Annotated in this window: 26 protein-coding genes; 8 read left to right on the forward strand and 18 right to left on the reverse strand. The window is 62.7% G+C overall.

Annotated elements, in window-relative coordinates; genetic code table 11:
* Positions 1 to 9: 9 nt before the first annotated feature.
* The gene (locus ACGYLA_RS00460) at positions 10 to 702 is read right to left on the reverse strand and encodes a COQ9 family protein (RefSeq protein ID WP_271688376.1); all 693 of its coding nucleotides are present in this window, start codon (positions 700 to 702) and stop codon (positions 10 to 12) included.
* 110 nt (positions 703 to 812) lie between these two features.
* Here ACGYLA_RS00460 and rpsU point away from each other — a divergent pair, with 110 nt between their 5' ends.
* Positions 813 to 1,019, forward strand: a complete 207-nt coding sequence (gene rpsU / locus ACGYLA_RS00465) for a 30S ribosomal protein S21 (protein ID WP_007118112.1) — start codon at positions 813 to 815, stop codon at positions 1,017 to 1,019.
* Positions 1,020 to 1,275: 256 nt separating this feature from the next.
* Here rpsU and ACGYLA_RS00470 read toward each other — a convergent pair whose 3' ends face one another.
* Positions 1,276 to 1,734, reverse strand: a complete 459-nt coding sequence (locus tag ACGYLA_RS00470; protein WP_120351940.1) for an Lrp/AsnC family transcriptional regulator — start codon at positions 1,732 to 1,734, stop codon at positions 1,276 to 1,278.
* 138 nt (positions 1,735 to 1,872) lie between these two features.
* On the opposite strand from ACGYLA_RS00470, the gene ald reads away from it, so the two are divergent.
* Positions 1,873 to 2,991 carry an alanine dehydrogenase gene (ald, locus tag ACGYLA_RS00475; RefSeq protein WP_394429445.1) on the forward strand — a complete coding sequence of 373 codons (1,119 nt, stop codon included), beginning with the start codon at positions 1,873 to 1,875 and terminating at the stop codon, positions 2,989 to 2,991.
* A 62-nt stretch (positions 2,992 to 3,053) separates the two neighbouring features.
* Here the strand turns inward: ald and mscL are convergent, their stop codons facing one another.
* The 6 genes from mscL to pheS form a co-directional block, all read right to left on the reverse strand.
* Positions 3,054 to 3,485, reverse strand: coding sequence for a large conductance mechanosensitive channel protein MscL (mscL, locus tag ACGYLA_RS00480; protein ID WP_209216569.1), 432 nt, complete (start codon positions 3,483 to 3,485; stop codon positions 3,054 to 3,056).
* Positions 3,486 to 3,607: 122 nt separating this feature from the next.
* Positions 3,608 to 4,828, reverse strand: a complete 1,221-nt coding sequence (locus ACGYLA_RS00485) for a histidine kinase dimerization/phosphoacceptor domain -containing protein (protein WP_394429447.1) — start codon at positions 4,826 to 4,828, stop codon at positions 3,608 to 3,610.
* Positions 4,829 to 4,917: 89 nt separating this feature from the next.
* Positions 4,918 to 5,361, reverse strand: a complete 444-nt coding sequence (locus ACGYLA_RS00490; protein WP_394429449.1) for a YtoQ family protein — start codon at positions 5,359 to 5,361, stop codon at positions 4,918 to 4,920.
* 20 nt (positions 5,362 to 5,381) lie between these two features.
* Positions 5,382 to 7,778, reverse strand: a complete 2,397-nt coding sequence (gene pheT / locus ACGYLA_RS00495; protein ID WP_394429451.1) for a phenylalanine--tRNA ligase subunit beta — start codon at positions 7,776 to 7,778, stop codon at positions 5,382 to 5,384.
* Between the two features lie 9 nt (positions 7,779 to 7,787).
* Positions 7,788 to 8,069 carry a YrhK family protein gene (locus ACGYLA_RS00500; protein WP_271693862.1) on the reverse strand — a complete coding sequence of 94 codons (282 nt, stop codon included), beginning with the start codon at positions 8,067 to 8,069 and terminating at the stop codon, positions 7,788 to 7,790.
* 67 nt (positions 8,070 to 8,136) lie between these two features.
* Entirely contained in the window at positions 8,137 to 9,210 is a 1,074-nt protein-coding gene (gene pheS / locus ACGYLA_RS00505) for a phenylalanine--tRNA ligase subunit alpha (protein ID WP_394429453.1), read from the reverse strand.
* Between the two features lie 172 nt (positions 9,211 to 9,382).
* Here pheS and ACGYLA_RS00510 point away from each other — a divergent pair, with 172 nt between their 5' ends.
* Both ACGYLA_RS00510 and ACGYLA_RS00515 read left to right on the forward strand, forming a co-directional pair.
* Complete coding sequence (locus tag ACGYLA_RS00510) at positions 9,383 to 10,057, forward strand: type 1 glutamine amidotransferase domain-containing protein (protein ID WP_394429456.1); 675 nt, start codon at positions 9,383 to 9,385, stop codon at positions 10,055 to 10,057.
* Positions 10,058 to 10,151: 94 nt separating this feature from the next.
* On the forward strand, positions 10,152 to 10,364 hold the full coding sequence (locus ACGYLA_RS00515; protein ID WP_394429458.1) for a hypothetical protein: 213 nt from the start codon (positions 10,152 to 10,154) through the stop codon (positions 10,362 to 10,364).
* Here the strand turns inward: ACGYLA_RS00515 and ACGYLA_RS00520 are convergent.
* From ACGYLA_RS00520 to pyk, 5 genes are all read right to left on the reverse strand, one after another.
* Complete coding sequence (locus tag ACGYLA_RS00520; protein WP_394429460.1) at positions 10,353 to 11,549, reverse strand: Hint domain-containing protein; 1,197 nt, start codon at positions 11,547 to 11,549, stop codon at positions 10,353 to 10,355. The genes ACGYLA_RS00515 and ACGYLA_RS00520 overlap by 12 nt on opposite strands.
* Positions 11,550 to 11,804: 255 nt before the next feature.
* Positions 11,805 to 12,170, reverse strand: a complete 366-nt coding sequence (gene rplT / locus ACGYLA_RS00525; RefSeq protein ID WP_394429462.1) for a 50S ribosomal protein L20 — start codon at positions 12,168 to 12,170, stop codon at positions 11,805 to 11,807.
* A 15-nt stretch (positions 12,171 to 12,185) separates the two neighbouring features.
* Positions 12,186 to 12,386 (reverse strand): 50S ribosomal protein L35, encoded by a 201-nt coding sequence (gene rpmI, locus ACGYLA_RS00530; RefSeq protein WP_067264506.1) that lies wholly within the window; start codon positions 12,384 to 12,386, stop codon positions 12,186 to 12,188.
* Between the two features lie 126 nt (positions 12,387 to 12,512).
* Entirely contained in the window at positions 12,513 to 12,737 is a 225-nt protein-coding gene (locus tag ACGYLA_RS00535) for a hypothetical protein (RefSeq protein ID WP_067264509.1), read from the reverse strand.
* 26 nt (positions 12,738 to 12,763) lie between these two features.
* On the reverse strand, positions 12,764 to 14,209 hold the full coding sequence (pyk, locus tag ACGYLA_RS00540; RefSeq protein ID WP_394429464.1) for a pyruvate kinase: 1,446 nt from the start codon (positions 14,207 to 14,209) through the stop codon (positions 12,764 to 12,766).
* Between the two features lie 152 nt (positions 14,210 to 14,361).
* Between pyk and ACGYLA_RS00545 the strand changes: the two genes are divergently transcribed.
* Positions 14,362 to 14,673 (forward strand): DUF1244 domain-containing protein, encoded by a 312-nt coding sequence (locus ACGYLA_RS00545; protein WP_067264526.1) that lies wholly within the window; start codon positions 14,362 to 14,364, stop codon positions 14,671 to 14,673.
* Between the two features lie 86 nt (positions 14,674 to 14,759).
* Here ACGYLA_RS00545 and ACGYLA_RS00550 read toward each other — a convergent pair whose 3' ends face one another.
* A complete protein-coding gene (locus ACGYLA_RS00550) occupies positions 14,760 to 15,218 on the reverse strand; it encodes a MaoC family dehydratase (protein WP_394429466.1) in 459 nt (152 codons plus the stop codon).
* 106 nt (positions 15,219 to 15,324) lie between these two features.
* Here ACGYLA_RS00550 and ACGYLA_RS00555 point away from each other — a divergent pair, with 106 nt between their 5' ends.
* On the forward strand, positions 15,325 to 15,768 hold the full coding sequence (locus ACGYLA_RS00555; RefSeq protein WP_067264528.1) for a DMT family transporter: 444 nt from the start codon (positions 15,325 to 15,327) through the stop codon (positions 15,766 to 15,768).
* 3 nt (positions 15,769 to 15,771) lie between these two features.
* Here the strand turns inward: ACGYLA_RS00555 and ACGYLA_RS00560 are convergent, their stop codons facing one another.
* From ACGYLA_RS00560 to dgcN, 3 genes are read right to left on the reverse strand one after another with little or no spacing between them, the layout of a single operon-like run.
* Entirely contained in the window at positions 15,772 to 16,632 is an 861-nt protein-coding gene (locus ACGYLA_RS00560; protein ID WP_394429469.1) for a D-amino-acid transaminase, read from the reverse strand.
* A 2-nt stretch (positions 16,633 to 16,634) separates the two neighbouring features.
* Positions 16,635 to 17,600 carry an N-acetyl-D-Glu racemase DgcA gene (gene dgcA, locus ACGYLA_RS00565; RefSeq protein ID WP_394429471.1) on the reverse strand — a complete coding sequence of 322 codons (966 nt, stop codon included), beginning with the start codon at positions 17,598 to 17,600 and terminating at the stop codon, positions 16,635 to 16,637.
* Positions 17,601 to 17,602: 2 nt separating this feature from the next.
* Positions 17,603 to 18,604, reverse strand: a complete 1,002-nt coding sequence (gene dgcN / locus ACGYLA_RS00570) for an N-acetyltransferase DgcN (RefSeq protein ID WP_067264538.1) — start codon at positions 18,602 to 18,604, stop codon at positions 17,603 to 17,605.
* 257 nt (positions 18,605 to 18,861) lie between these two features.
* Here dgcN and ACGYLA_RS00575 point away from each other — a divergent pair, with 257 nt between their 5' ends.
* Both ACGYLA_RS00575 and ACGYLA_RS00580 read left to right on the forward strand, forming a co-directional pair.
* Entirely contained in the window at positions 18,862 to 19,821 is a 960-nt protein-coding gene (locus ACGYLA_RS00575) for an L-malyl-CoA/beta-methylmalyl-CoA lyase (RefSeq protein ID WP_394429473.1), read from the forward strand.
* A 158-nt stretch (positions 19,822 to 19,979) separates the two neighbouring features.
* Positions 19,980 to 20,942 (forward strand): acetyl-CoA carboxylase carboxyltransferase subunit alpha, encoded by a 963-nt coding sequence (locus tag ACGYLA_RS00580; RefSeq protein ID WP_394429475.1) that lies wholly within the window; start codon positions 19,980 to 19,982, stop codon positions 20,940 to 20,942.
* Here the strand turns inward: ACGYLA_RS00580 and ACGYLA_RS00585 are convergent.
* Positions 20,939 to 21,385 carry a GNAT family N-acetyltransferase gene (locus ACGYLA_RS00585; RefSeq protein WP_394429477.1) on the reverse strand — a complete coding sequence of 149 codons (447 nt, stop codon included), beginning with the start codon at positions 21,383 to 21,385 and terminating at the stop codon, positions 20,939 to 20,941. The two genes, ACGYLA_RS00580 and ACGYLA_RS00585, sit on opposite strands and share 4 nt — an antisense overlap.
* Between the last annotated feature and the right edge of the window lie 70 nt (positions 21,386 to 21,455).

Below are 21,455 nucleotides of genomic sequence, written 5' to 3' on the forward strand. Positions count from 1 at the left end.
CAGCGCGCCTCAGCTTGGCGGCGTCCAACGGCCCGGCAGATCGGGGTCACCTTGCCCGCGCGGGGCCTTGATATGGCTCAACAGCCAGTTCGGCCCGGCCATCAGACGGCTCAGCGTCGGGCTTTCGCGCACATGGGATTTGAGCTTTTCGATCTGCATCACATCGTCGATGCGCCGGTCGAGGAACGACCATGTCGCCTGATGCCCCTCACTGGCATCCCCCAGCCAATAGAGCAGCGTGGCCGAATAGACCCCCGACAGCGTGGCCCGCTTGCTGTACCAATTCACATCCTCCGAGGTATCGCCAAGCGCGGTCCAAATCTTATCGCTGGTCTCCCAGATCAGCCCGGCCCCTTCGGGGGCGTGATGCGGCAGGGCGAAAAGCGTGCTGCCCCGGCGGATCGCCTCACGATCCCCGGCTTCGAGCCGCAGGCGCACCGCCTTGGCGATACGGTCCCTGAAGCGAAGCGCCGACAGATCGGCCTGCGCCAAGCCATCGACCATCTTGGCATCGCCGCGCCGGTGATAGGCCACCGCGAGATCGACCGCCCCCCGCGGGCAGACCGCACGGGCCAGCGCCGGGTCCAGACCGCTGTCCTTGATCGCGGCGTTGAAGGTCGCGGGCGACCAGCCGTCAAACGGCACATGCATCAATGCAGCATCCAGCAATTGGTCCTTTGGGTCGGCCTTGGGCGGTGTCATGGCGGGCTCCTATCGGGGCGTGATGGGGTGGACAAACGTGATATAGGCTGTTATAGGCCCATTTCCTGCAATTCCTTGCAACTTTATCCTAGAAAGGTGGTGACAACCACATGCAGGTTAGTGTTCGAGACAACAACGTCGATCAGGCCCTCCGGGCTCTGAAGAAAAAGCTCCAGCGCGAAGGCGTTTTCCGTGAAATGAAGCTCAAGCAACATTTCGAGAAACCGTCCGAGAAAAAAGCGCGCGAGAAAGCTGAAGCGATCCGCCGTGCCCGTAAGCTGGCACGCAAAAAAGCGCAACGCGAAGGTATGATGTAAATCATCCCCGCGACACGCGACAGATATAGAACCCCCGGTGCCGATGGCAGCGGGGGTTTTGTTTTGTGGGGGAGCGCAGCGGAGCCGGGCAGCGCTAGACCGCGGGAAGGCGCTCGAAATCCCTTCAATTGGGCAGTTTATGGTAGCTGCGCTTGAGAAATACCTCAGGACGGCACGACCTCAGCAAAAGCGTCAGCCCGTCTGGGCGGTCTGGCGCTGCCCGGCGGCCTTACGGCCTTGATTCCGGGCTTTCCAACTACACCGGCAGCGCCGTAGTCTTGCACACCGTCCGCAGCGCGAAACTCGACTGCATCTGTGCCACCCCCGGCAGCCGCGCCAAATGCTGACGGTGAATCCGGGCGAAATCCTCGGTATTCTCAGCAACGATCTTCAACAGGTAATCCGCCGTCCCGGCCATAAGATGACACTCCAACACGTCGGGAATGCGCGAGACCGACTTCTCGAAAGCCTCCAACACCTCTTCGGCCTGCGCCTGTAAAGTGATCTCAACAAAGACCGTCGTCGGCATATCCAACTTGCGTGGGTCCAAGAGGGCCACATAATCGCGGATATACCCTTCCTTCTCCAACCGCTGCACACGGCGGTGACAGGCCGAGGGGGATAGATGCACCACCTCGGACAGTTCGGCATTGGACATCCGCCCATTCCGCTGCAAAGCCCGCAGAACACGCCGATCAATCTCATCCAAGGCCATATGCGCAATATCTTCGCGTAAGGGTGCAACAAGACGCGATTATATTCGAAAAACGCGCGCAATGGCGACCCCAATTTCGCAGCGATATGCAGGGCGGATATGATAATCCTGTCCCACTACGGAGGAGGAGGAACCCCCATGAAAATCGGATGCCCGACAGAAATCAAACCGCAGGAATTCCGCGTCGGCCTGACGCCCCATGCCGCACAAGAAGCCATCGCCCATGGGCATGAGGTTATCGTGCAGGCGGGGGCCGGGGTCGGCGCGGGCTTCGAAGATGCGGATTACACCGCCGCCGGGGCGCGCATCATCGACACGGCCGAGGAAATCTTTGCCACAGCCGACATGATCGTCAAGGTGAAGGAGCCGCAGGCGGGCGAACGCAAGATGCTGCGCGAAGGGCAATTGCTCTTTACCTATCTGCACCTCGCGCCCGACCCGGATCAAACCCACGATCTGCTGGCCTCGGGCTGCACGGCGATTGCCTATGAAACCGTGACCGACCGCAATGGCGGCCTGCCCCTACTGGCCCCAATGTCCGAGGTCGCGGGCCGTTTGGCCCCGCAGGTCGGAGCATGGACGCTGCAAAAGGCCAATGGCGGGCGCGGCGTGCTGATGGGCGGCGTGCCCGGTGTCGGCCCGGCTAAGGTTATGGTCATCGGCGGCGGCGTCGTCGGCACCCATGCGGCCCGCATCGCCGCGGGCATGGGCGCGGATGTGACCGTGCTCGACCGCTCCCTGCCCCGGATGCGCTATCTCGATGACATCTATGGCGGCACCTTCAAAACCGCCTATGCCAGCGCGGGCAACACCATCGAACTGGCGCGTGAGGCCGATATGATCATCGGCGCGGTGCTGATCCCCGGGGCCGCGGCCCCCAAGCTGATCAGCCGCGCGCAACTGTCGGAACTCAAACCCGGCGCGGCGCTGGTCGACGTGGCCATCGACCAAGGCGGCTGCTTCGAGACTTCCAAGGCGACGACTCACCAAGACCCGGTTTATGAGGTCGACGGCATCATGCATTACTGTGTGGCCAATATGCCCGGCGCGGTGGCGCGCACCTCGACCATCGCGCTTGGCAACGCCACCATGCCCTTCATGCTGGCACTGGCCGACAAGGGCTGGAAACAGGCCTGCGCGGATGACCCGCACCTCAAGGCCGGGCTGAACGTCCACGCGGGCAAGCTGACCTATGCCGCCGTGGGCGAAGCGCTTGGGATCGACAGCATCACCGCGGATCAGGCCATCGCGGGCTGAACGTCAGCGGCCAAACAAAAGGCCCGCCAGATTGGCGGGCCTTTCCTTTTCGAAAGCAGCGCTCAGCGCGTCTTCAAAGCGTCCCGAATTTCCAACAATACATCGAGCTGCGATGGGCCGGTCTTGACCTCTGGTGCCACCTCATCCGGCTTTTCCGCAGCCGCCTTCACCCGGTTCACCATCTTCACCAGGATGAAGACCACGAAGGCGATGATGAAAAAGTTGATCACGGCCATCAGGAACGAGCCATAGGCAAAGACCGACGCCCCCGCCTCCCGCGCCTGCTCTAGCGAAGCGGTCGCGGGCACATCGCCCGACAGCACGGCATAGTTATTGGTAAAATCCACCCCGCCGGTGAAAAGCCCGATGATCGGGTTGATCAGGTCCGCCACCAGTGACGACACGATCGCCGTGAAGGCCGCGCCGATGATGATACCAACGGCCATGTCCATGACATTGCCCTTGGCGATGAAATCCTTGAATTCTTGAATCACAGTTCTGTCCCTATTCTAAGGCGCGCCGATAACCCCGCCATCACGGTCGATAGTGCGGACTGGCACATAGAACGGTCAATAAAGTTTTACGGTAAATCGCGCGTTTTATGGCCCGCGCCCGTTCAATCCCGAAAACAGACCCGCAAAAGCGCGCCCTCGGGGCTGAAATCGGTCGTCAGACGCCCGTTCAACTGCTCGGCTGCCGTGGCCATCAACATCCGCCCAAGCCCCGTGCTATCGGCCCCCGAGACGGCACCGGCATGGCCGCAGCCATTGTCGCGGCATTCCAAAAGCCAACCCTCGGCCCCCTCCTGCCGCCGTAGGGAGATTTTGATCTCCCCTGCCCGGTCCCCGACGAAGGCGTGTTTGATCGAATTGGCCACGAATTCGCTCACGATCATGCCGAGGGCTGAGGCCTGCACGGCCTGCAACTCGCCCGGCTCAGCCGCGCAAAAGATGGTAACGTGGTCCGGCGCGCTGGCGGCAAGAAGCTTGTTCAGCTGTTCGAGGTAGGAAGTGGTTTGCACCTTGCTTCGGCCACCCTGCCCCATCAACTCGCTGTGCAACGATGCCACCGCGCCGAAACGCCGTTCGACAAGGGCCAGCACATCCTTGGCGTCGGGGTCTTGCACCTTGCGTGTCGCCATGCGCAGCAATGAGGCGATGGTCTGGAACGAGTTCTTCACCCGGTGGTCCATCTCGGCGCGCAGCGCCGCTTCGATGCGGATTTTCTTGCGCAATTCCAACTGCATCATCACATGGCGCGACAGGGTTTGCAGCGCTTGGCGCTGGAAATCGTTCAAGGTCCGCGGCTTGGTATCCAGCACGCAAAGCGTGCCAATCGGCTGGCCGTTCGGCGCGACAAGATTGGCACCGGCATAGAATTTCACCCGAGGGTCGCCAACGTAAAGCGGATTGTCCGAGGTGCGCGGATCCGCCCCCATATCCGCAATCTCGGTATAGCCTTCGTCAAGAATGGCATGAGAGCAGACCGATTGATCAAGGGCCGTCTCATGCGGCTCGAACCCGACGCGCGCCTTGAACCATTGGCGCTTTTCATCAACCAGACTGATCAGAGAGACGGGCGTTTCGCAGATATTGGACGCAAGCTCGACGATATCGTCGAAATCCGCTTCGGCTTCGGTATCAAGAATATCATAGGAATAGAGCGTCTCTAGACGCTCGTCCTGCTCTGCGGGCGTGTCGGCTAAAATGGACCTTCTCCTTCCAAAGTTAACCCGCCGCGCAGCTATGGCACGACAGCGGGGGTCGGATATGGCCTGCCTTTCGGGGGGCAGATTTGGGCTGCTGAACCTCCAGCTTAGTGAAGGTTTAGCCCGCAAAGCAGCGGCGTCCACCTCGCTGCCGAATCGTTTTGCGTATAAACCCTTGATAGATGTTCAATTTCAACGCGGCTAGCCCCGCTGCCGCGTCACCCCGGCAGCGTACCGGTCAAGACATAGCGCAGAATCTCAACCACCTGAGCAGGCTCGGAGGCCACGGCGAGCGCCGCTGCGTCGACCTCTTTCAGCGCATGGCCGTGGTCGGGGCCGTGCAGGATGATCAGCGATTTGCCAAGTCCTGCGGCATAGCCCGCGTCGAAGGCCGCGTTCCACTGCTTGTACTGGTCGCCGAAACGCACCACGACGACATCCGCCTCGGCAATCGCCTTGCGGGTGCGGATCGCGTTGATCTGTGCGCCCTTACGGTCGTGCCAGAACTTGTCGTCCTCCGCGCCGAGGATCGCCACGCCGCAGTCATCAGAGGCGGCGTGGTCGGTGACGGGTGCGGTAAAGGTCACGTCGAGACCCTTGGCCCCTTCGGTGATCTGTTCGCGCCAATCGGTGTGAATTTCACCGGAGAGGTAGACTTTCATAGCTTCCGTCCTTCCTTGGTTCAGCCGCGCAGCACGCCGCCGGTGGCCTTGGTCACCTTTTCGACCACCTTAGCACCCACGGCTTCGATGTCTGCGTCTTGCAGCGTCTTGTCGCTGGGTTGCAGGCGCACGGTGATGGCGAGGGATTTCTTGCCTTCGCCGAGGCTGCCGCCGATGAACTCATCGAAAACGCGCACGTCTTCGATCAGATTCTTGTCGGCACCCTTGGCGGCATTGACCAGCGCCAGCGCCTCGACATCGGCATCGACGACAAAAGCGAAGTCACGCTCGACCGCCTGCAGGTCGCTGATCTGAAGCGCGGGGCGCGTGGCGCCGGATTTGCGCGGCAGCGGCACCTCGGCGGGGTAGAGGGTGAAGGCCATTGCCGGGCCCTTCACGTCCATCGCCGCCAGAACGCGCGGATGCACCTCGCCGAAGATACCGAGCACCTTCTTGGGGCCGAGGCAGATCTTGCCGTGACGGCCCGGATGCCACCATTCATCAGCCCCGCGCATGATCTGCACCTTGGCGGGCGCGCCGATGGCGGCCAGCACCGCCTCGGCATCGGCCTTCACGTCATAAACATCCACCGCGCGCGCCGCGCCATGCACATCGCGTGGGCCGGTGCGGCCCACCAGAAGGCCGGAAACCATGACCTGTTCTTCGCCCGGCTCCCCGCCGGAGAAGGCGGGGCCAACCTCGAACAGCGCCATGTCGGCAAAGCCGCGCGCCTGATTGCGCGCCGCGGCCTGCAAGAGGCCCGGCAGCAGGTCGGGCCGCATGTGGCTCATGTCCGATGAAATCGGGTTCTCCAGCCGCGTCGCATCGGTGCCGCCCCCAAAGAGCGCCGCCGAGGCTTGGTCGATGAAGCTGTAGCTCACGCATTCGTTGTAGCCGAGCGCCGCCGCCGTACGCCGCGCCGTCACCACCCGGCGCTGCATGGGCGAAAGCACCGGACGCGGCACGCCCGTGGTCAGGCGCGGCAGGGGCTTGCCTTCGAGCTGCGTCAGCGAGGCGATCCGGGCGACCTCTTCGACCAGATCGGCCTCGCCCTGCACGTCCGGGCGCCAGCTTGGCACCTGTGCCATGTCGCCGTCGAGCTGGAAGCCGAGCGCGGTCAGCGTCTCACGCTGGTCACTCTCAGGGATCGTCATGCCCACGAGCGACTGCACCCGCGCGGTATCGAGCTTGTAGGCGCGCGACGTGTCCGGCACCTGCCCCGCGACCACAACCTCGGAAGCCTCGCCGCCCGCGTGATCAAGGATCATCCGCGTGGCATGCTCAAGCCCCTCGGGGGTGAAGGCCGGGTCTACGCCGCGCTCGAACCGGTAGCGCGCGTCCGAATTGATCTTCAGCGCGCGGCCCGCATAGGCGATCTGCACCGGATCCCAATAGGCGCTTTCGACAAAGACGTTGACCGTGTCTTCGGTCACACCTGTTGCCTCACCGCCCATGATGCCCGCGATGCTTTCCACGCCGCTATCGTCAGAGATGACCATCTGCCCCGCTTGCAGGGTGTAGGTCTTTTCATCCAGCGCCACGATCTCTTCGCCGCCCTTGGCGCGGTGCACGCGCAGGTTGCCCGCGACCTTGTCGGCGTCGAAGACATGCAGCGGGCGGTTGCGGTCGAAGGTGAAGAAGTTGGTCACGTCCACAAGGAAGGAGATCGGACGCAGCCCAATGGCGCGCAGGCAATCCTGCAACCACTGCGGGCTGGGGCCGTTCTTCACGCCCTTGATCAGGCGACCGTAGAACACCGGGCAGCCGTCCAGCGTGTCGTCATCAATGCTGACGGAGATGGGCGAGGCAAAGCTACCCTCGACCGCATCGCAATCGCGCGGCTTGAGCTTGCCCAGACCCCGCGCGGCGAGGTCGCGCGCGATGCCGCGCACGCCGAGCGCATCGGGGCGGTTAGGCGTAATCGCGATCTCGATCACCGGGTCGACCTTCGCGGGATCATTCTCGGCCAGCCAGTCGATGAACCGGTCGCCGGGCTTGCCCGAGGGCAGCTCAATAATGCCGTCGTGCTCTTCGCTCAACTCCATCTCGCGTTCGGAGGCCATCATGCCGAAGCTCTCCACGCCGCGAATTTTGCCGACGCCGATGGTCGTGTCGATCCCCGGCACATAGACGCCCGGCTTGGCCACGACGACGGTGATCCCCGCCCGCGCGTTCGGCGCGCCGCAGATGATCTGCATGACGCCCTCGTCGGTTTCGACCTGACAGACGTTCAGCCGGTCGGCATCGGGGTGTTTCTCGGCGGATTGCACATAGCCGAGGGTAAAGTCGGCCAGCTTCGCCGCCGGATTCTCGACGCCTTCGACTTCGAGGCCGAGGTCGGTCAGGGCATAGGTGATCTCATCAATCGACGCCGTGGTGTCGAGATGGTCCTTGAGCCAGGAGAGGGTGAATTTCATGATCGTTCCCTAATTCTCGTAACGTTTGGCCAGATCGGCCATGTCGCCCATCCGATAAAGTTTGATTTCGCGGACCACCCGCAGACAAGGCTTGGCCGCAAAGAAGATCGACCCGATCAAAAAGAGCCATGTCGCGCTGGTCTGCGTGCTTTCGAAGAAAAACAGCACGGAGCCGACAACGAAACAGACAGCCGCGCAGAAATCGATAAGCGTGTAGGCAATCTCGAACTTCGCATAAAGCGCGCGAGATCGGGCGTTGTTCTCGCGGTTCTCGTGTCGAAAGAGTTTCATATCAGACATGCCTCACGCGGTGCATTTTGATGTTTTTACGGCGGTCGTCGCAGGCTCCATGCGCAGTTTAGCGCGACAACCCACCATGCAAATTCGGCTGATCCAAGCTCGCGAACCCGTAGTGCCGCAGCCAGCGCAGGTCTGAATCAAAGAACGCCCGCAGATCCGGAATACCGTATTTCAGCATCGCGATCCGGTCGATCCCCATGCCAAAGGCAAAGCCCTGCCACTCGTTCGGATCGATCCCGCCCGCCTGCAGCACCTTGGGGTGCACCATGCCGGAGCCCAACACTTCCAACCAACCGTCACCCTCGCCGATGCGCAGCTGTCCGTCGACCCAAGAACACTGGATGTCGACCTCGGCCGAAGGCTCGGTGAACGGAAAGTGTGAGGCGCGGAAGCGGGTCTTGATGCCGTCGATTTCGAAGAAGGCGGCAAAGAATTCCTCAAGCGTCCACTTGAGGTTCGCCATCGAGATATCCTTGTCGATCGCGAGACCTTCGACCTGATGGAACATCGGCGTGTGGGTCTGGTCGTAATCGGCGCGGTAGACGCCGCCGGGGCAGATGATGCGCAGCGGCGCGCCTTCGGCCTCCATCGTGCGGATCTGCACGGGCGAGGTATGGGTACGCAGCACATGGGGCGCGCGCTCGTCACCCTCGGCACGCGCCATATAGAAGGTGTCCATCTCGGCCCGCGCGGGGTGGTGGCCGGGGATGTTCAGCGCGTCGAAGTTGTACCAATCGGTGTCGATGCGCGGGCCTTCGGCGACGGAAAAGCCCATCTCGGCAAAGATCGCGGTCAGTTCTTCGGTCACTTGGCTGACCGGATGGATGCTGCCCCGACGCTGGTGCCGCGTGGGCAGGGTCACGTCGAGCCATTCGCTGCGCAGACGCTCGTCCAGCGCGGCATCGGCAAGGGCCGCCTTCTTGGCCGAGAGCGCCGAGTTGATCTCATCTTTCAGCGCGTTCAGCGCGGGGCCCGCGACCTGACGCTCCTCGGGGGTCATCTTGCCCAGCTCGCGCATTTTCAGCGCGACTTCGCCCTTTTTGCCCACGGCGGCCAGCCGGATGTCTTCCAGCGCGGATTCGTCGCCAGCATCGGCGATTTGGCTCAGGTACTTTTGCTTCAGATCGTCCATGACAGGCCCTTGGAATAATACCCCGTCCTGCTAGCCCTCTCGCCCCTCGAATGCAAGCCGTAGGGGTTGTGGCGCCTAGGGGGAACCACCACCTCTGCAAAGCGTTAGGCCGCATCCCCTCGGCGCGCTCTCCACATACGGCGCGCCCAACCTCCCCCGAAAGGAGAGACTGATGAAAATTCTGATGGTTCTGACATCGCATGACGAATTGGGCGACACCGGCAACAAGACCGGCTTCTGGCTCGAAGAATTCGCCGCCCCCTACTACGTTTTCAAAGACGCGGGCGCGGATGTGACCCTCGCCTCGCCCAAAGGCGGGCAGCCGCCGCTCGACCCCAATAGCGACAGCGAAGACGCGCAGACCGATGCCACCCGCCGGTTCAAAGACGATGACGCCGCGCAGCAGGCGCTGGCCTCGACCAAAGTGCTCGGCGATGTTGACGCGGATGGTTTCGACGCGATCTTCTACCCCGGCGGCCACGGCCCGCTGTGGGATCTCGCGAATGACGCCGACAGCAAACGCCTGATCGAAACCTTCTGGTCCACGGGCCGCCCCGTTGGCGCCGTCTGCCACGCGCCTGCCGTGTTCAAGGACACCCAAGCCGACGGCAAGCCGCTGGTCTCGGGCAAGCGCGTCACCGGTTTCACCAATACCGAGGAAGAGGGTGTTGGCCTGACCGATGTGGTGCCTTTCTTGGTCGAAGACATGCTGAAGGAAAACGGCGGCGACTACAGCAAGGGCGACGATTGGGCGTCCTATGTGCTGGTCGACGGCAAGCTGGTCACCGGCCAGAACCCAGCCTCGTCCGAGGAAGCGGCGAAAGAGATGCTGGCGCTCTTGAAGTGACGGCAGGTGGGGGCGCAAGTCCGCGCCCCCTTTCCCCCATGGGAGGAACCGCCGCTGGCCGCGCCGTGTTTTGCTCGTGAAAGGAGCCTCCGACATGGCAGATTATGACCGCAGCACCGGCGCCCCATGGAGCGCCGAAGACCTTGCACAGCTTCGCATCCTTGCGGCAGAGGGCACGGCGACCAGCGTGATCGCTGTACAACTGAACCGCAGCGAAGAGGCGATTGCGCATCGCGCAGCACAGGATGGAATCAACCTGACCGCCGCCAGCCACAATCCCTATGACCCCGACACCCTAAACCGATAGCAGAGCGCGGCCGTTTTTCTTGTGCTTTGCAATCAACCGCTTTTGCACGGGCCCCGCTGGGATCTGATGCGCGGGGGTGCCGAAGCCGTCGCCCTCAACCAAGGCGGGGAAGAGCGTCGCGAACTCCTCACGCTGCGCCTGACCGAGGGTTTTTACGGTGTCGGCATTCAGCAAAAAGCTCTCGCTCGGCGCGCCCTCGGCATGAACGATCTGGTGTTTCTCAAAGACCAAGTGGAAATACTCCACTTGTGAGACGCCCTCATCCACATGCACCCCCGGCAGTTCGGTCAACCGGATCGCGGCGACGAGCACGGCCATCGCGCCGCAGATCCGCTTGACGATGCCTGAACGCGCGACCATGCGATGCTGTCTTGAGACCATGAGGTCACGCTTGGGCAGCCCCGCGCCCAAGGCTCCGGCACTGATACGGATGGGGTAAAGCTTGGGGTTCTTCGCCAACTCCCCCGCCCCGACCGAACGGCGCAGCGCCGCGACAAGCTCCTGATAGCCGTGGCCTTGGGTCAGCACGCGCACGCCGGGGGCCAAAGCCTCGACCGGAAGATCGCCCGCCTCGGTGGTGATCAGCGTGCCGCGCGCGAAACAGGCCACCCCGGTCGAGACCAGATCGCCCTCTTCGCGCATCGTGTCGATGTCGGATTTCCACGCCAAATTTCCCAATAACCCGCCCTCGGGCAGGTCTGAGAAATCGACGGTCATGGTTGTGAAAAGATCCCCCGCAGCCGGGCTGCCCGCCAGATTGACGATGCCGGAATAGGTCACCTCAAGATCACCGGCCAAATCCCGCGAACCGGACTCCACACGGAAGGGAAACCCCTCAAGCGAGGTGGGGGTCGAGCCGCCGTTTGGATCGTCGTCCGCCGTGGTGGTGGTGTCGAAAACGGAACTGGCGGGCTGAAGGTCGATCTCCATCGTGGCGAGCGGTTTGGTCGTCTCCAGATGGTGCCAGTCATAGCCAAAGGACATCTGCGTATGCTCGCCCACCGCCGCGCCATTCGTATAGGGATCCGTTGCGTGCCACGTCAGCGTCTCGACCGAGCCATCGGCATAGGTCAGCGTGATACGCGCGCCCTCAAGATCGACGCCGCGCGAACTGGTATCGTCGCGAATACCATAGACCGTCTCATGCGGGTCTTCGTCCAACCTATTGATTACAATCCCGGGCATAAACGTCCCCACCTTTTATAAATAACTTGCCGACAAACAGCGCCAATTGCTGCGGCACCGGTGCAGATAGGCTGCACAGTGACCTGTCGTTGGGGCAGATTGTCCATGGGGGGTGAGGAGCAGGCAAGGCCGTGGCAAGGGATTATCGGGGCAAGATTGTGGCAAGGCCCGCACGGCGGCCCGAAACGCAGATCCCCCAAACGCAAAAAGCCCCGCCATCCGGCAGGGCTTTCGCAAATTCAAAGCAATCTCGGCTTAGGCCGCCAGCGCGTCCTGCGCTTGCTCGACGATCGCACCGAAGGCTTCGGGCTCGTGCACGGCCAGATCGGCCAGAACCTTGCGGTCCACTTCGATGCCAGCCAGCGTCAGACCGTTGATGAAGCGGCTGTATGTCAGCGCCTCGTCGTGGCTGCGCACGGCGGCGTTGATCCGCTGGATCCACAGCGCGCGGAAGTTGCGCTTGCGGTTCTTGCGGTCACGCGTTGCATATTGGTTGGCCTTGTCGACCGCCTGCGTGGCGACCTTGAAGACGTTCTTGCGCCGACCATAGTAGCCTTTTGCGGCTTTGATGATCTTCTTGTGACGCGCGTGGGTGACTGTACCACCTTTAACTCGGGACATCTCGGCTCTCCTTAATCAGCGGGCGTAGGGCATGAAGCCCTTGACGATCTTTGCATCGGCTTCCGACAGGGTTGTCGTGCCGCGTGCGTTACGGATGAACTTGTTGGTCCGCTTGATCATGCCGTGCTGTTTGCCGGCTTGGCTGGCGATGACCTTGCCGGTCGCCGAGACCTTGAAGCGCTTCTTGGCGCTCGATTTCGTCTTCATCTTGGGCATTTCCGTCTCCGTCTTTTGAGTTCGGTATAAACACGACTCGGCATGCCACTTGAGGCCGGTCGTGCAGGCTAAGATGCGCCGTATAGGCGCGGTCGGTCAGGGATGCAAGAGGTTTCGCACGACCCCTCAGGGCAAGAAGTCCGCCGCGACCGAGACAAAGACCTCCGGCAGGTTCTCAAAGGAATAGCGCCCCGGGTTTTCGCGCAGCGCAAAGACGATCAGCCCGCCCGCGATCAAGATCGTGATGGCCGAGGCGCGCGGCGACCGACGGTCGGTCACCGCGGACAGGATCGAGGGGATCGACAGCACCGCCAGAACGATGCCCACCACCATTGCCAAGTCAGAGTCCACGCAACATCCCCCTATCCAAGGAAAGGCTACTCTGGATCGGAGGCGTAAATCAAACGTTCGTCACAGGGGGCGACGCGCAGAATATTGGTGCTGCCCGGCACGTTGAAGGGCACACCGGCGGTGACGACGATATGATCCTCCGGCCCGGCATACCCCTCTGACAAGGCGGCCCGCGCGGCGCTCAGCACCGCCAGTTTAAACCGGTCATGCCCATCGGTGATGATGCAATTCGTGCCCCAGCTCAGCGCCAGACGGCGCGCGGTGTTGACCAGCGGCGACAGGGCGATGATCGGCACGCGGGGCCGCTCGCGGGCGGTCAGCAGGGCGGTGGTGCCCGATTGGGTAAAGCAGCAGATCGCCTTGATGTCCGTCGTCTCGGCAATCTCACGCGCGGCGGCGACGATGCCATCAGCCACGGTGGTGCGATCCGCCGTGCGCGAGGATTCGATGATCTGCGTATAGGTCGCATCGGCTTCGACCTCTTGGGCCACGTTATCCATCGTCGCCACGGCCTGCAGCGGGTAATCCCCGGCGGCGGATTCGGCGCTCAGCATCACGGCGTCAGCGCCTTCGTAAATCGCGGTCGCCACATCCGAGACTTCTGCGCGCGTCGGCATCGGGCTTTCGATCATCGATTCGAGCATCTGTGTCGCCACGATCACCGGCTTGGCCGCCGCGCGGCATTTGCGCACCAGACGTTTCTGGATCGGCGGCACATTCTGCACCGGCAGCTCCACGCCCAGATCGCCCCGCGCCACCATGATGCCGTCGCTGACATCCAAGATCGCTTCGAACCGCTCCACCGCCGCGGGCTTCTCGATCTTCGACAGCACCGCCGCCCGGCCTCTGACCAGATCGCGCGCCTCGGTCACATCCTCGGGCCGCTGGACAAAGCTGAGGGCGAGCCAGTCGACCCCCAATTCACAGACGAACTCCAGATCGGCGCGGTCTTTCTCGGAAAGCGCGGCCAGCGGCAGCAGCACGTCGGGCACGTTCACGCCCTTGCGGTTTGAGATGACACCGCCCGTCACCACTTCGCAATCGGCAAAATCCGGGCCGCAGTCGCGCACCTTGAGGCGGATCTTGCCATCATTGACCAACAGGCTCGCGCCCGGCTCAAGGGCTGCGAAAATCTCAGGATGGGGCAGGCAGACGCGGGTCGCATCGCCCGGCCTCTCGTCAAGATCAAGCCGGAAAGACGCCCCCTCTTCCAAGGTTGGCCCGTCGCCCTCGAACACGCCGACCCGCAGTTTCGGCCCCTGAAGGTCCGCCAGAATGCCGATCGCGCCGCCGGTCTCTTTCTCGATATCGCGGATGATCCGGTGTTTTTCCCGGATCTCTTCGTGGCTTCCGTGGCTCATGTTCAGGCGGAAAACATCCGCCCCGGCGTTGTGCAATGCCGCGATCACCTCTCGGGTTTCAGAGGCTGGCCCAAGCGTGGCCACGATCTTTACATTGCGCAAACGTCTCATATCTGTTCCTTCGTGTCCTATGTCCCCAGAGCGAATGTTAACGATAACATCGCCTGTTCGGTGGCCTAGCGCCCCCATGAGTGCCTGTCAAAGGTTTCATCAGAATGACGGTCCGTCGCGGTCCCGTCCAGTGATATGAGAAGGAAGCTGTCATGCCCAGCCAACAAGAGATCGAACTGCAAGCCGCCGCCTTTCGCCGGTTGCAGAAACACCTGATGGAAGATCGGACGGATGTGCAGAACATCGACATGATGAACCTCGCCGGCTTTTGCCGCAACTGCCTGTCGCGCTGGTATCAAGAGGCCGCCAACGAACGCGGGATCGAGATGGGCAAGGACGAGGCGCGCGAGTTGTTCTACGGGATGACGATGGACGAATGGAAAGCCAACTATCAGACCGATGCGAACGACAGCCAGAAAGAGGCATTCAAAACGGCCTTTGAAGAGAATGTCGGAAAGGGTTGAGCAACCCGCTTGACTGAACCCACAAAGCGGGCGTGCATCCCTGTGCGCCCGCCTTTGCCTCGGCAAAGTGTGCTCAAGGGCTTCGCCTAGAACTGATAGAGCACAAGCCAATCCGCCTTGAGCGCAGGCCGCGCGGCCCCTTCGATCTCTACCGTTGCGGCAAAGCGGGTCATCAGGTCACCCCGCCCCCGCCTTTGCGCATCGGCCAGCGTGAACCTTCCCCGAATCCGCTTGCCGGAATGCACAGGTGCCACGAAGCGCACGCTGTCGAACCCGTAGTTGATCGATGCCTTCGTTCCCGCCACCACCGGCAGCGCACCGTAAGCCATGCCCGACATCATCGATAGGGTGAGCATCCCATGCGCCACGGTGCCGCCGAAATCCGTCTTGGCCGCGCGGAGCGGTTCAACATGGATGAACTGATGGTCCTCGGTCACATCAGCAAAGGCGTCGATCCGCGCCTGATCCATCACGAACCACGGCGAGACGCCCAATTCACGGCCCACGGCGGCTTCCATTTCTGCCCGGTCAATCTCTCTGCGCATCGCAGCCTCCTCTTTGCGCCAGTCTAGCCGCGCGGGCGCTCGCTGCGAAAGCCCTTGCACCCGGCGGGACATCTCTCATGCTGGGGCCAAGCAGAGCGGAGCCGCCATGAACACCCCCATCCTTGCCCTTATCACCGTCGCCATCGCCGGGGCCGCCGTGGCCCTGCAAACCCCGATCAACGCCGCCTTGGGGCGCAACATCGGCAGCGGGGTCGCTGCGGCGGCGGTGTCCTTTGGCGTCGGCTTTGCGATCCTGTTGGGGGTCTTGCTGCTGCGCGGCGAGTTGAGCGCCCTGCCCCGCGCGACCTCGGCCTCACCCGTCTTGCTGCTGGGCGGGGTGCTGGGGGCCTTCTACGTCTGGTCGGTGCTTTGGGCGATCCCGACGCTGGGGGCGTTGACGGTGATCTCGGCGCTGATCCTCGGCCAGTTGAGCGCTGCGCTGGTGATCGATGCCACGGGGCTCTTGGGGCTGTCGGTGCAGGCCATCACCCCCACCCGCATCGCCGCCGCCGCGCTGGTGGCGGCGGGGCTGGTTTTATCGCGGTTCTGAAACTCAGATCGCGGTTTTGCGCATCTCTTCGAGATAGATTTCACGCAAACGGGGCGCAAGCTTGCCCGGCGTGCCGCTGCCGATCTTGGCCCCGTCGATCTCAACCACCGGCGTCACGAAAGCGCTGGCCGAGGTGACAAAAGCCTCATCCGCCTGCTGCGCCTCTTCGATGGTGAAGTTCCGCTCTTCCACCTGCATCTGCGCTTCGCGGGCCAGTTCCAGCACCGCCTTGCGGGTGATGCCATGCAGAATGTCGTTCGAGGTCTCGCGCGTCACGATCTTACCGTCCTTGACGATATAAGCGTTGTTCGACGTGCCTTCGGTCACGAAACCGTCTTCGACCATCCACGCGTCTTCGACACCGGCTTTCTTGGCCATCATCTTGCCCATCGACGGGTAGAGCAGCTGCACCGTTTTGATATCGCGGCGGCCCCAGCGGATGTCTTCGATGCTGATCACGCGGATGCCGTCACGGGCGGCGGGGTTGTCAGCCAACCCCGGCTTGGATTGGGTGAACAGCACCAGCGAGGGCGCGGTGGTCTCGGGGTCGGGGAAGGCGAAATCGCGGTCGCCATCCGACCCGCGCGTGACCTGAAGATAGATCAACCCGTCTTTGATATCGTTGAGACGCACCAACTCGCGGTGAATTTCCAGCAGTTCTTCGGTCGTCGCGGGCGCGCGCATGTCAAGCTCGTTCATCGAGCGGGTCAGACGCTCGGCATGGCCGTCAAAGGCGATGAGCTTGCCATCCAGCACGCTGGTCACCTCATAGACCCCATCGGCCATCAGGAAACCCCGGTCAAAGATCGAGACCTTCGCCTCATCCTCGGGCAGATATTCGCCGTTTACATAGACAGTTCGCATGGTCACCCCCAGAGCGCTGCGGCGGGGGGATGCACGCCCGCGCCGTCGAATTTCAAAGCATTGTCGCGGTCTTCGGCCAGAAGCAGCGGGCCGTCAAGGTCCACCACCTTCGCGCCTTGGGCGACCAGCGTCGCGGGCGCCATGGCCAGCGACGATCCGACCATGCAGCCCACCATGACCTCGAACCCCTCGGCCCGCGCCGCATCGCGCAGCGCCAGCGCCTCGGTCAGCCCGCCGGTCTTGTCGAGTTTGATGTTCACCACGTCGTATTTGCCCTTGAGGCCCGGCAGGCTTGCGCGGTCGTGGCAGCTTTCATCCGCGCAGACGGGCACGGGGCGGTCCATGCCCAAAAGCGCGTCGTCTTCGCCCGCGGGCAGAGGCTGTTCGACCAGCGCCACCCCAAGACGGAGCAGATGCGGGGCGAGGTCGGCATAGACCTCAGCCGACCAGCCTTCATTGGCGTCGATGATGATCGTGGCATCGGGCGCCCCGGCGCGCACCGCTTCGAGCCGCGGCATGTCATCGGGCGTGCCGAGCTTGATCTTCAGCAGTGGCCGATAGCTGTGTTTCGCCGCCTGCGCGCGCATTGCCTCGGGTTCGTCCAGCGAAAGGGTATAGGCCGTGATCTCTGGCCCCGGCGCGGTCAGCCCGGCCAATTCCCACACCCGCTTGCCTGCGCGTTTGGCCTCTAGATCCCATAGCGCGCAGTCGACCGCGTTGCGTGCGGCCCCGGCAGGCAGCAGATCATAGAGCGCTTGGCGGGTGATATCACCCGGCAGGCCGTTGATCTCAGCCGTGACCGATTCGAGGGTCTCGTCATAGCGCGCGTAGGGCACGCATTCGCCCCAGCCGGTGACGCCGCCTTCGGTCACGCGGACGGTCAGCACCTTGGCTTCGGTCCGCGAGCCGCGGCTGATGGTAAAGACCTGCGCCAGTTTGAACGTATCTGCGGTAACGTCGATCTGCATGGTCACAGCGCCGCCAGCGCATCAGCCAGTCGCGCCGCCCCTTGGCGGAAGGGATCGACCGCAGGCAGGCCAAGACGCTCTTCAACCTCGGCCAGATAGGCATCCGCCTCGGCCTCGGACATGTGGTAGGTATTGACCGAGATACCGACGACCTTGCAGTCTGGGTTCGGCACCTGCGCCAGCGTCAGCGCCATGTCGCGCACCGCTTCGAGGCTGGGCAGGCTGTATTCCGGCAGGCCGCGCATATGGGTCCGGGTCGGTTCATGGCACAGGATCAGCGCATCGGGCTGGCCGCCGTGGATCAGCGCCATGGTCACCCCGGAATAAGAGACGTGGAACAGGCTGCCCTGCCCTTCGATGATGTCCCAGTGGTCATCGTCATTGGCGGGGGTGAGATATTCCACCGACCCGGCCATGAAATCAGCGATCACGGCATCAAGCGGCACGCCTTCGCCGGTGATCAGGATGCCGGTCTGGCCGGTGGCGCGGAAGGTGCTTTTCATGCCCTTTTCGCGCATCGCCTCGTCCAGCGCGAGGGCGGTGTACATTTTCCCGACCGAGCAATCGGTGCCCACGGCCAGAACCCGTTTGCCGCTGCGTTTCTTGCCGTCGGCGATCGGGTATTCGACGCTGGGCACGCGCACGTCATGCAATGTGGTGCCGTTCGCCTCGGCAGCCGCCACCAGATCGGCTTCGTTGCGTAGCAGGTTGTGCAGGCCCGAAGCGATGTCGAAGCCCATGTTCAGCGCCTCAATCAGCACCTCTTTCCATGCCGCGCTAATTTTACCGCCACGGTTGGCGACACCGATGACCAATGTCTCGGCCCCCGCCTCACGCGCTTCGGCCAGCGTCATGTCTTGCAGACCGAGATCGGCCTTGCAGCCCTCCATGCGGAACTGGCCGACCGCGTTGTCGGGCCGCCAATCCTTGATGCCTTGTGCGACCTTGGCGGACAGAGAGTCAGGCGCGTCGCCCAGAAAGAGCAGATAGGGGGTTTTGATCATGGCAAGCCTCCGGCATTGAATTTGTCCGCATATTGCGCGCGAGAATACGCAAGTGCGTGGCGTTGTCGACGCATCTGCAAGCAAATGCGCAGCATTTCCCGCGAATTACCGCTGGCTGCGCAAAATTCGTGCGCCGCCCCGTTGGGCCGCGAAAATCACCGAAATGCTGCGGTTGCGAAAACCTCCTTGCGATTGGCGGCGCAATTTCATACCAGAATGAAGACGCATGATGAAACAAAATTACCCATAGGTGCCCCATGAGCTTTCGCATTCAGCCTGCCGCCCCTGCCCGCCCGAACCGCTGCCAATTGTTCGGCCCCGGCTCCCGCCCGGCGATCTTTGAAAAGATGGCAGCGTCGGATGCCGATGTGATCAACCTCGACCTTGAAGACAGCGTGGCACCTTCGGACAAGGACAGCGCGCGCGCCAATATCATCAAGGCGATTTCCGAGATCGACTGGGGCAACAAGACGCTTTCGGTGCGGATCAACGGGCTGGACACGCCCTATTGGTATCGTGACGTGGTGGAGCTGCTGGAGCAGGCCGGGCCGCGGCTTGATCAGATCATGATCCCAAAGGTGGGCTGCGCGGCGGATGTCTATGCCGTCGACGCGCTGGTAACGGCGGTTGAGACCGCCAAGGGCCGCGAGAAGAAGATCAGCTTTGAGGTCATCATCGAATCCGCTGCCGGTATCGCCCATGTGGAAGAGATCGCCGCCTCTTCTCCGCGTTTGCAGGCGATGTCGCTGGGGGCCGCCGATTTCGCCGCCTCCATGGGCATGCAGACCACCGGCATCGGCGGCACGCAAGAGAACTACTATATGCAGCGCGGCGAGCAGAAGCATTGGTCGGACCCGTGGCACTGGGCGCAGGCCGCCATCGTCGCCGCCTGCCGCACGCATGGTGTGCTGCCCGTCGACGGGCCTTTCGGCGATTTCTCGGACGACGAGGGTTTCCGCGCACAGGCGCGCCGCTCGGCCACGCTGGGCATGGTCGGCAAATGGGCGATCCACCCCAAGCAGGTGGCGCTGAGCAACGAGGTGTTCACGCCGTCGGAAGAGGCTGTGGCCGAGGCGCGCGAGATCCTCGCGGCGATGGAAGAGGCCAAGGCCAAGGGCGAAGGGGCCACCGTCTATAAGGGGCGGTTGGTGGATATCGCCAGCATCAAACAGGCGGAGGTGATCGTACGCCACTCCGAGATGATCTCCGGGGGCTGAGCGCTTTTGGCAAGCCGCCGGGGGCCCTGCCCCCGGACCCCCGAGGGTATTTGAAAAAGGATGAAGAGGGAGGGGCGTGGGCTTGCCTGCCTTGCAAACCCGCGTTGCAAACCCGCGCGCGGCGCTCCATATACACAGGCAACAAGCCGGAGCATGCAATGACCCAATATCTGGATTTCGAAAAACCCCTGGCCGAGATCGAAGGCAAGGCGGAAGAGCTGCGGGCGTTGGCCCGGTCCAATGAAGAGATGGACATCACCGATGAGGCCCGCGCGCTGGATAAGAAAGCCGCCGGGATGCTCGAAGACCTTTATGGCTCTTTGACGCCTTGGCGGAAATGTCAGGTGGCGCGCCATCCGGAGCGGCCCCATTGCAAGGATTATATCGAGGCGCTTTTCACCGAGTTCACGCCTTTGGCGGGGGATCGGAACTTTGCCGATGATCTGGCCGTCATGGGCGGTTTGGCGCGATTCAACGATACGCCTGTCGTGGTGATTGGCCATGAGAAGGGCAATGACACCAAGAGCCGGATTGAGCGCAATTTCGGCATGGCGCGGCCTGAGGGCTACCGCAAGGCGGTGCGGTTGATGGAACTGGCGGATAAGTTCAACCTGCCGGTGGTTACCATCGTCGACACGCCCGGCGCCTATCCCGGCAAGGGTGCCGAAGAACGCGGCCAGTCCGAGGCGATTGCCCGTTCGACGGAGAAATGTCTGCAAATCGGCGTGCCTTTGGTCAGCGTGATCGTGGGCGAAGGCGGCTCTGGCGGGGCGGTGGCATTCGCCACGGCGAACCGTGTCGCGATGTTGGAGCATTCGGTCTATTCCGTGATCACGCCCGAAGGCTGTGCGTCGATCCTGTGGAAAGACAGCGAGAAGATGCGCGAGGCCGCCGAACAGATGCGTTTGACGGCGGAAGAGCTCAAGACACTTGGTGTGATCGACCAGATCATTCCCGAGCCGATGGGCGGGGCGCACCGCCATGCCGAAGAGTCGATCAAGGCGGTGGGCAAGTCGATCGAAGCGATGCTTAAGGAACTTGATGGCAAGGACGGCAAGATGCTGGTTCAAGAGCGCCGGACCAAGTTCCTTGAGATGGGGCGGAAGGGGCTGGCGGCCTAAGCCAGCCACCGCCGAAAACGCGGATCAGGCGTGATTTGATCGAAACCGGCGGCGCGGTAGAAACCCTGCGCGCGTCGGTTTTTTGTATCCGTGCCCACGGTGACATAGCTGCATCCTTGGTTTTGGGCATGATCCAGCGCGGCCTTGACCAGTGCGCGGCCAATGCCGCGACCGCGGGCCGTGTCGCAGACGAAGAGGTGGTGCAGGTCCATCCCTCTTGCGCCGAATTGCAACTGCATCTGCGGGCAGAGCGCGGCATAGCCATGCAGGCCGGTGGCGCCTTCGGCCACCAGAAGGGTGACCCAAGGGGTTGGACCAAAACAGTCGCGCTCTAACGCGGCAAGTGTCACGGTGGCGGTGTCGCCTTGGTAAGCGGCCAATGCGTGGGCCAGATCGAGCACCATCGGCAGGTCGGATTTCACGGCGGGTCGAATGGGGGGCATGTCGTCTCTTTCTGTGATCACCACAGGGAGACAAGCAGAGCCGCGCTGTGGCGGCTTGTGGATATGGGAA

Origin of the sequence: Sulfitobacter sp. 1A13679 (genome assembly GCF_043557115.1) — a bacterium.
Classification (GTDB): domain Bacteria; phylum Pseudomonadota; class Alphaproteobacteria; order Rhodobacterales; family Rhodobacteraceae; genus Sulfitobacter; species Sulfitobacter faviae.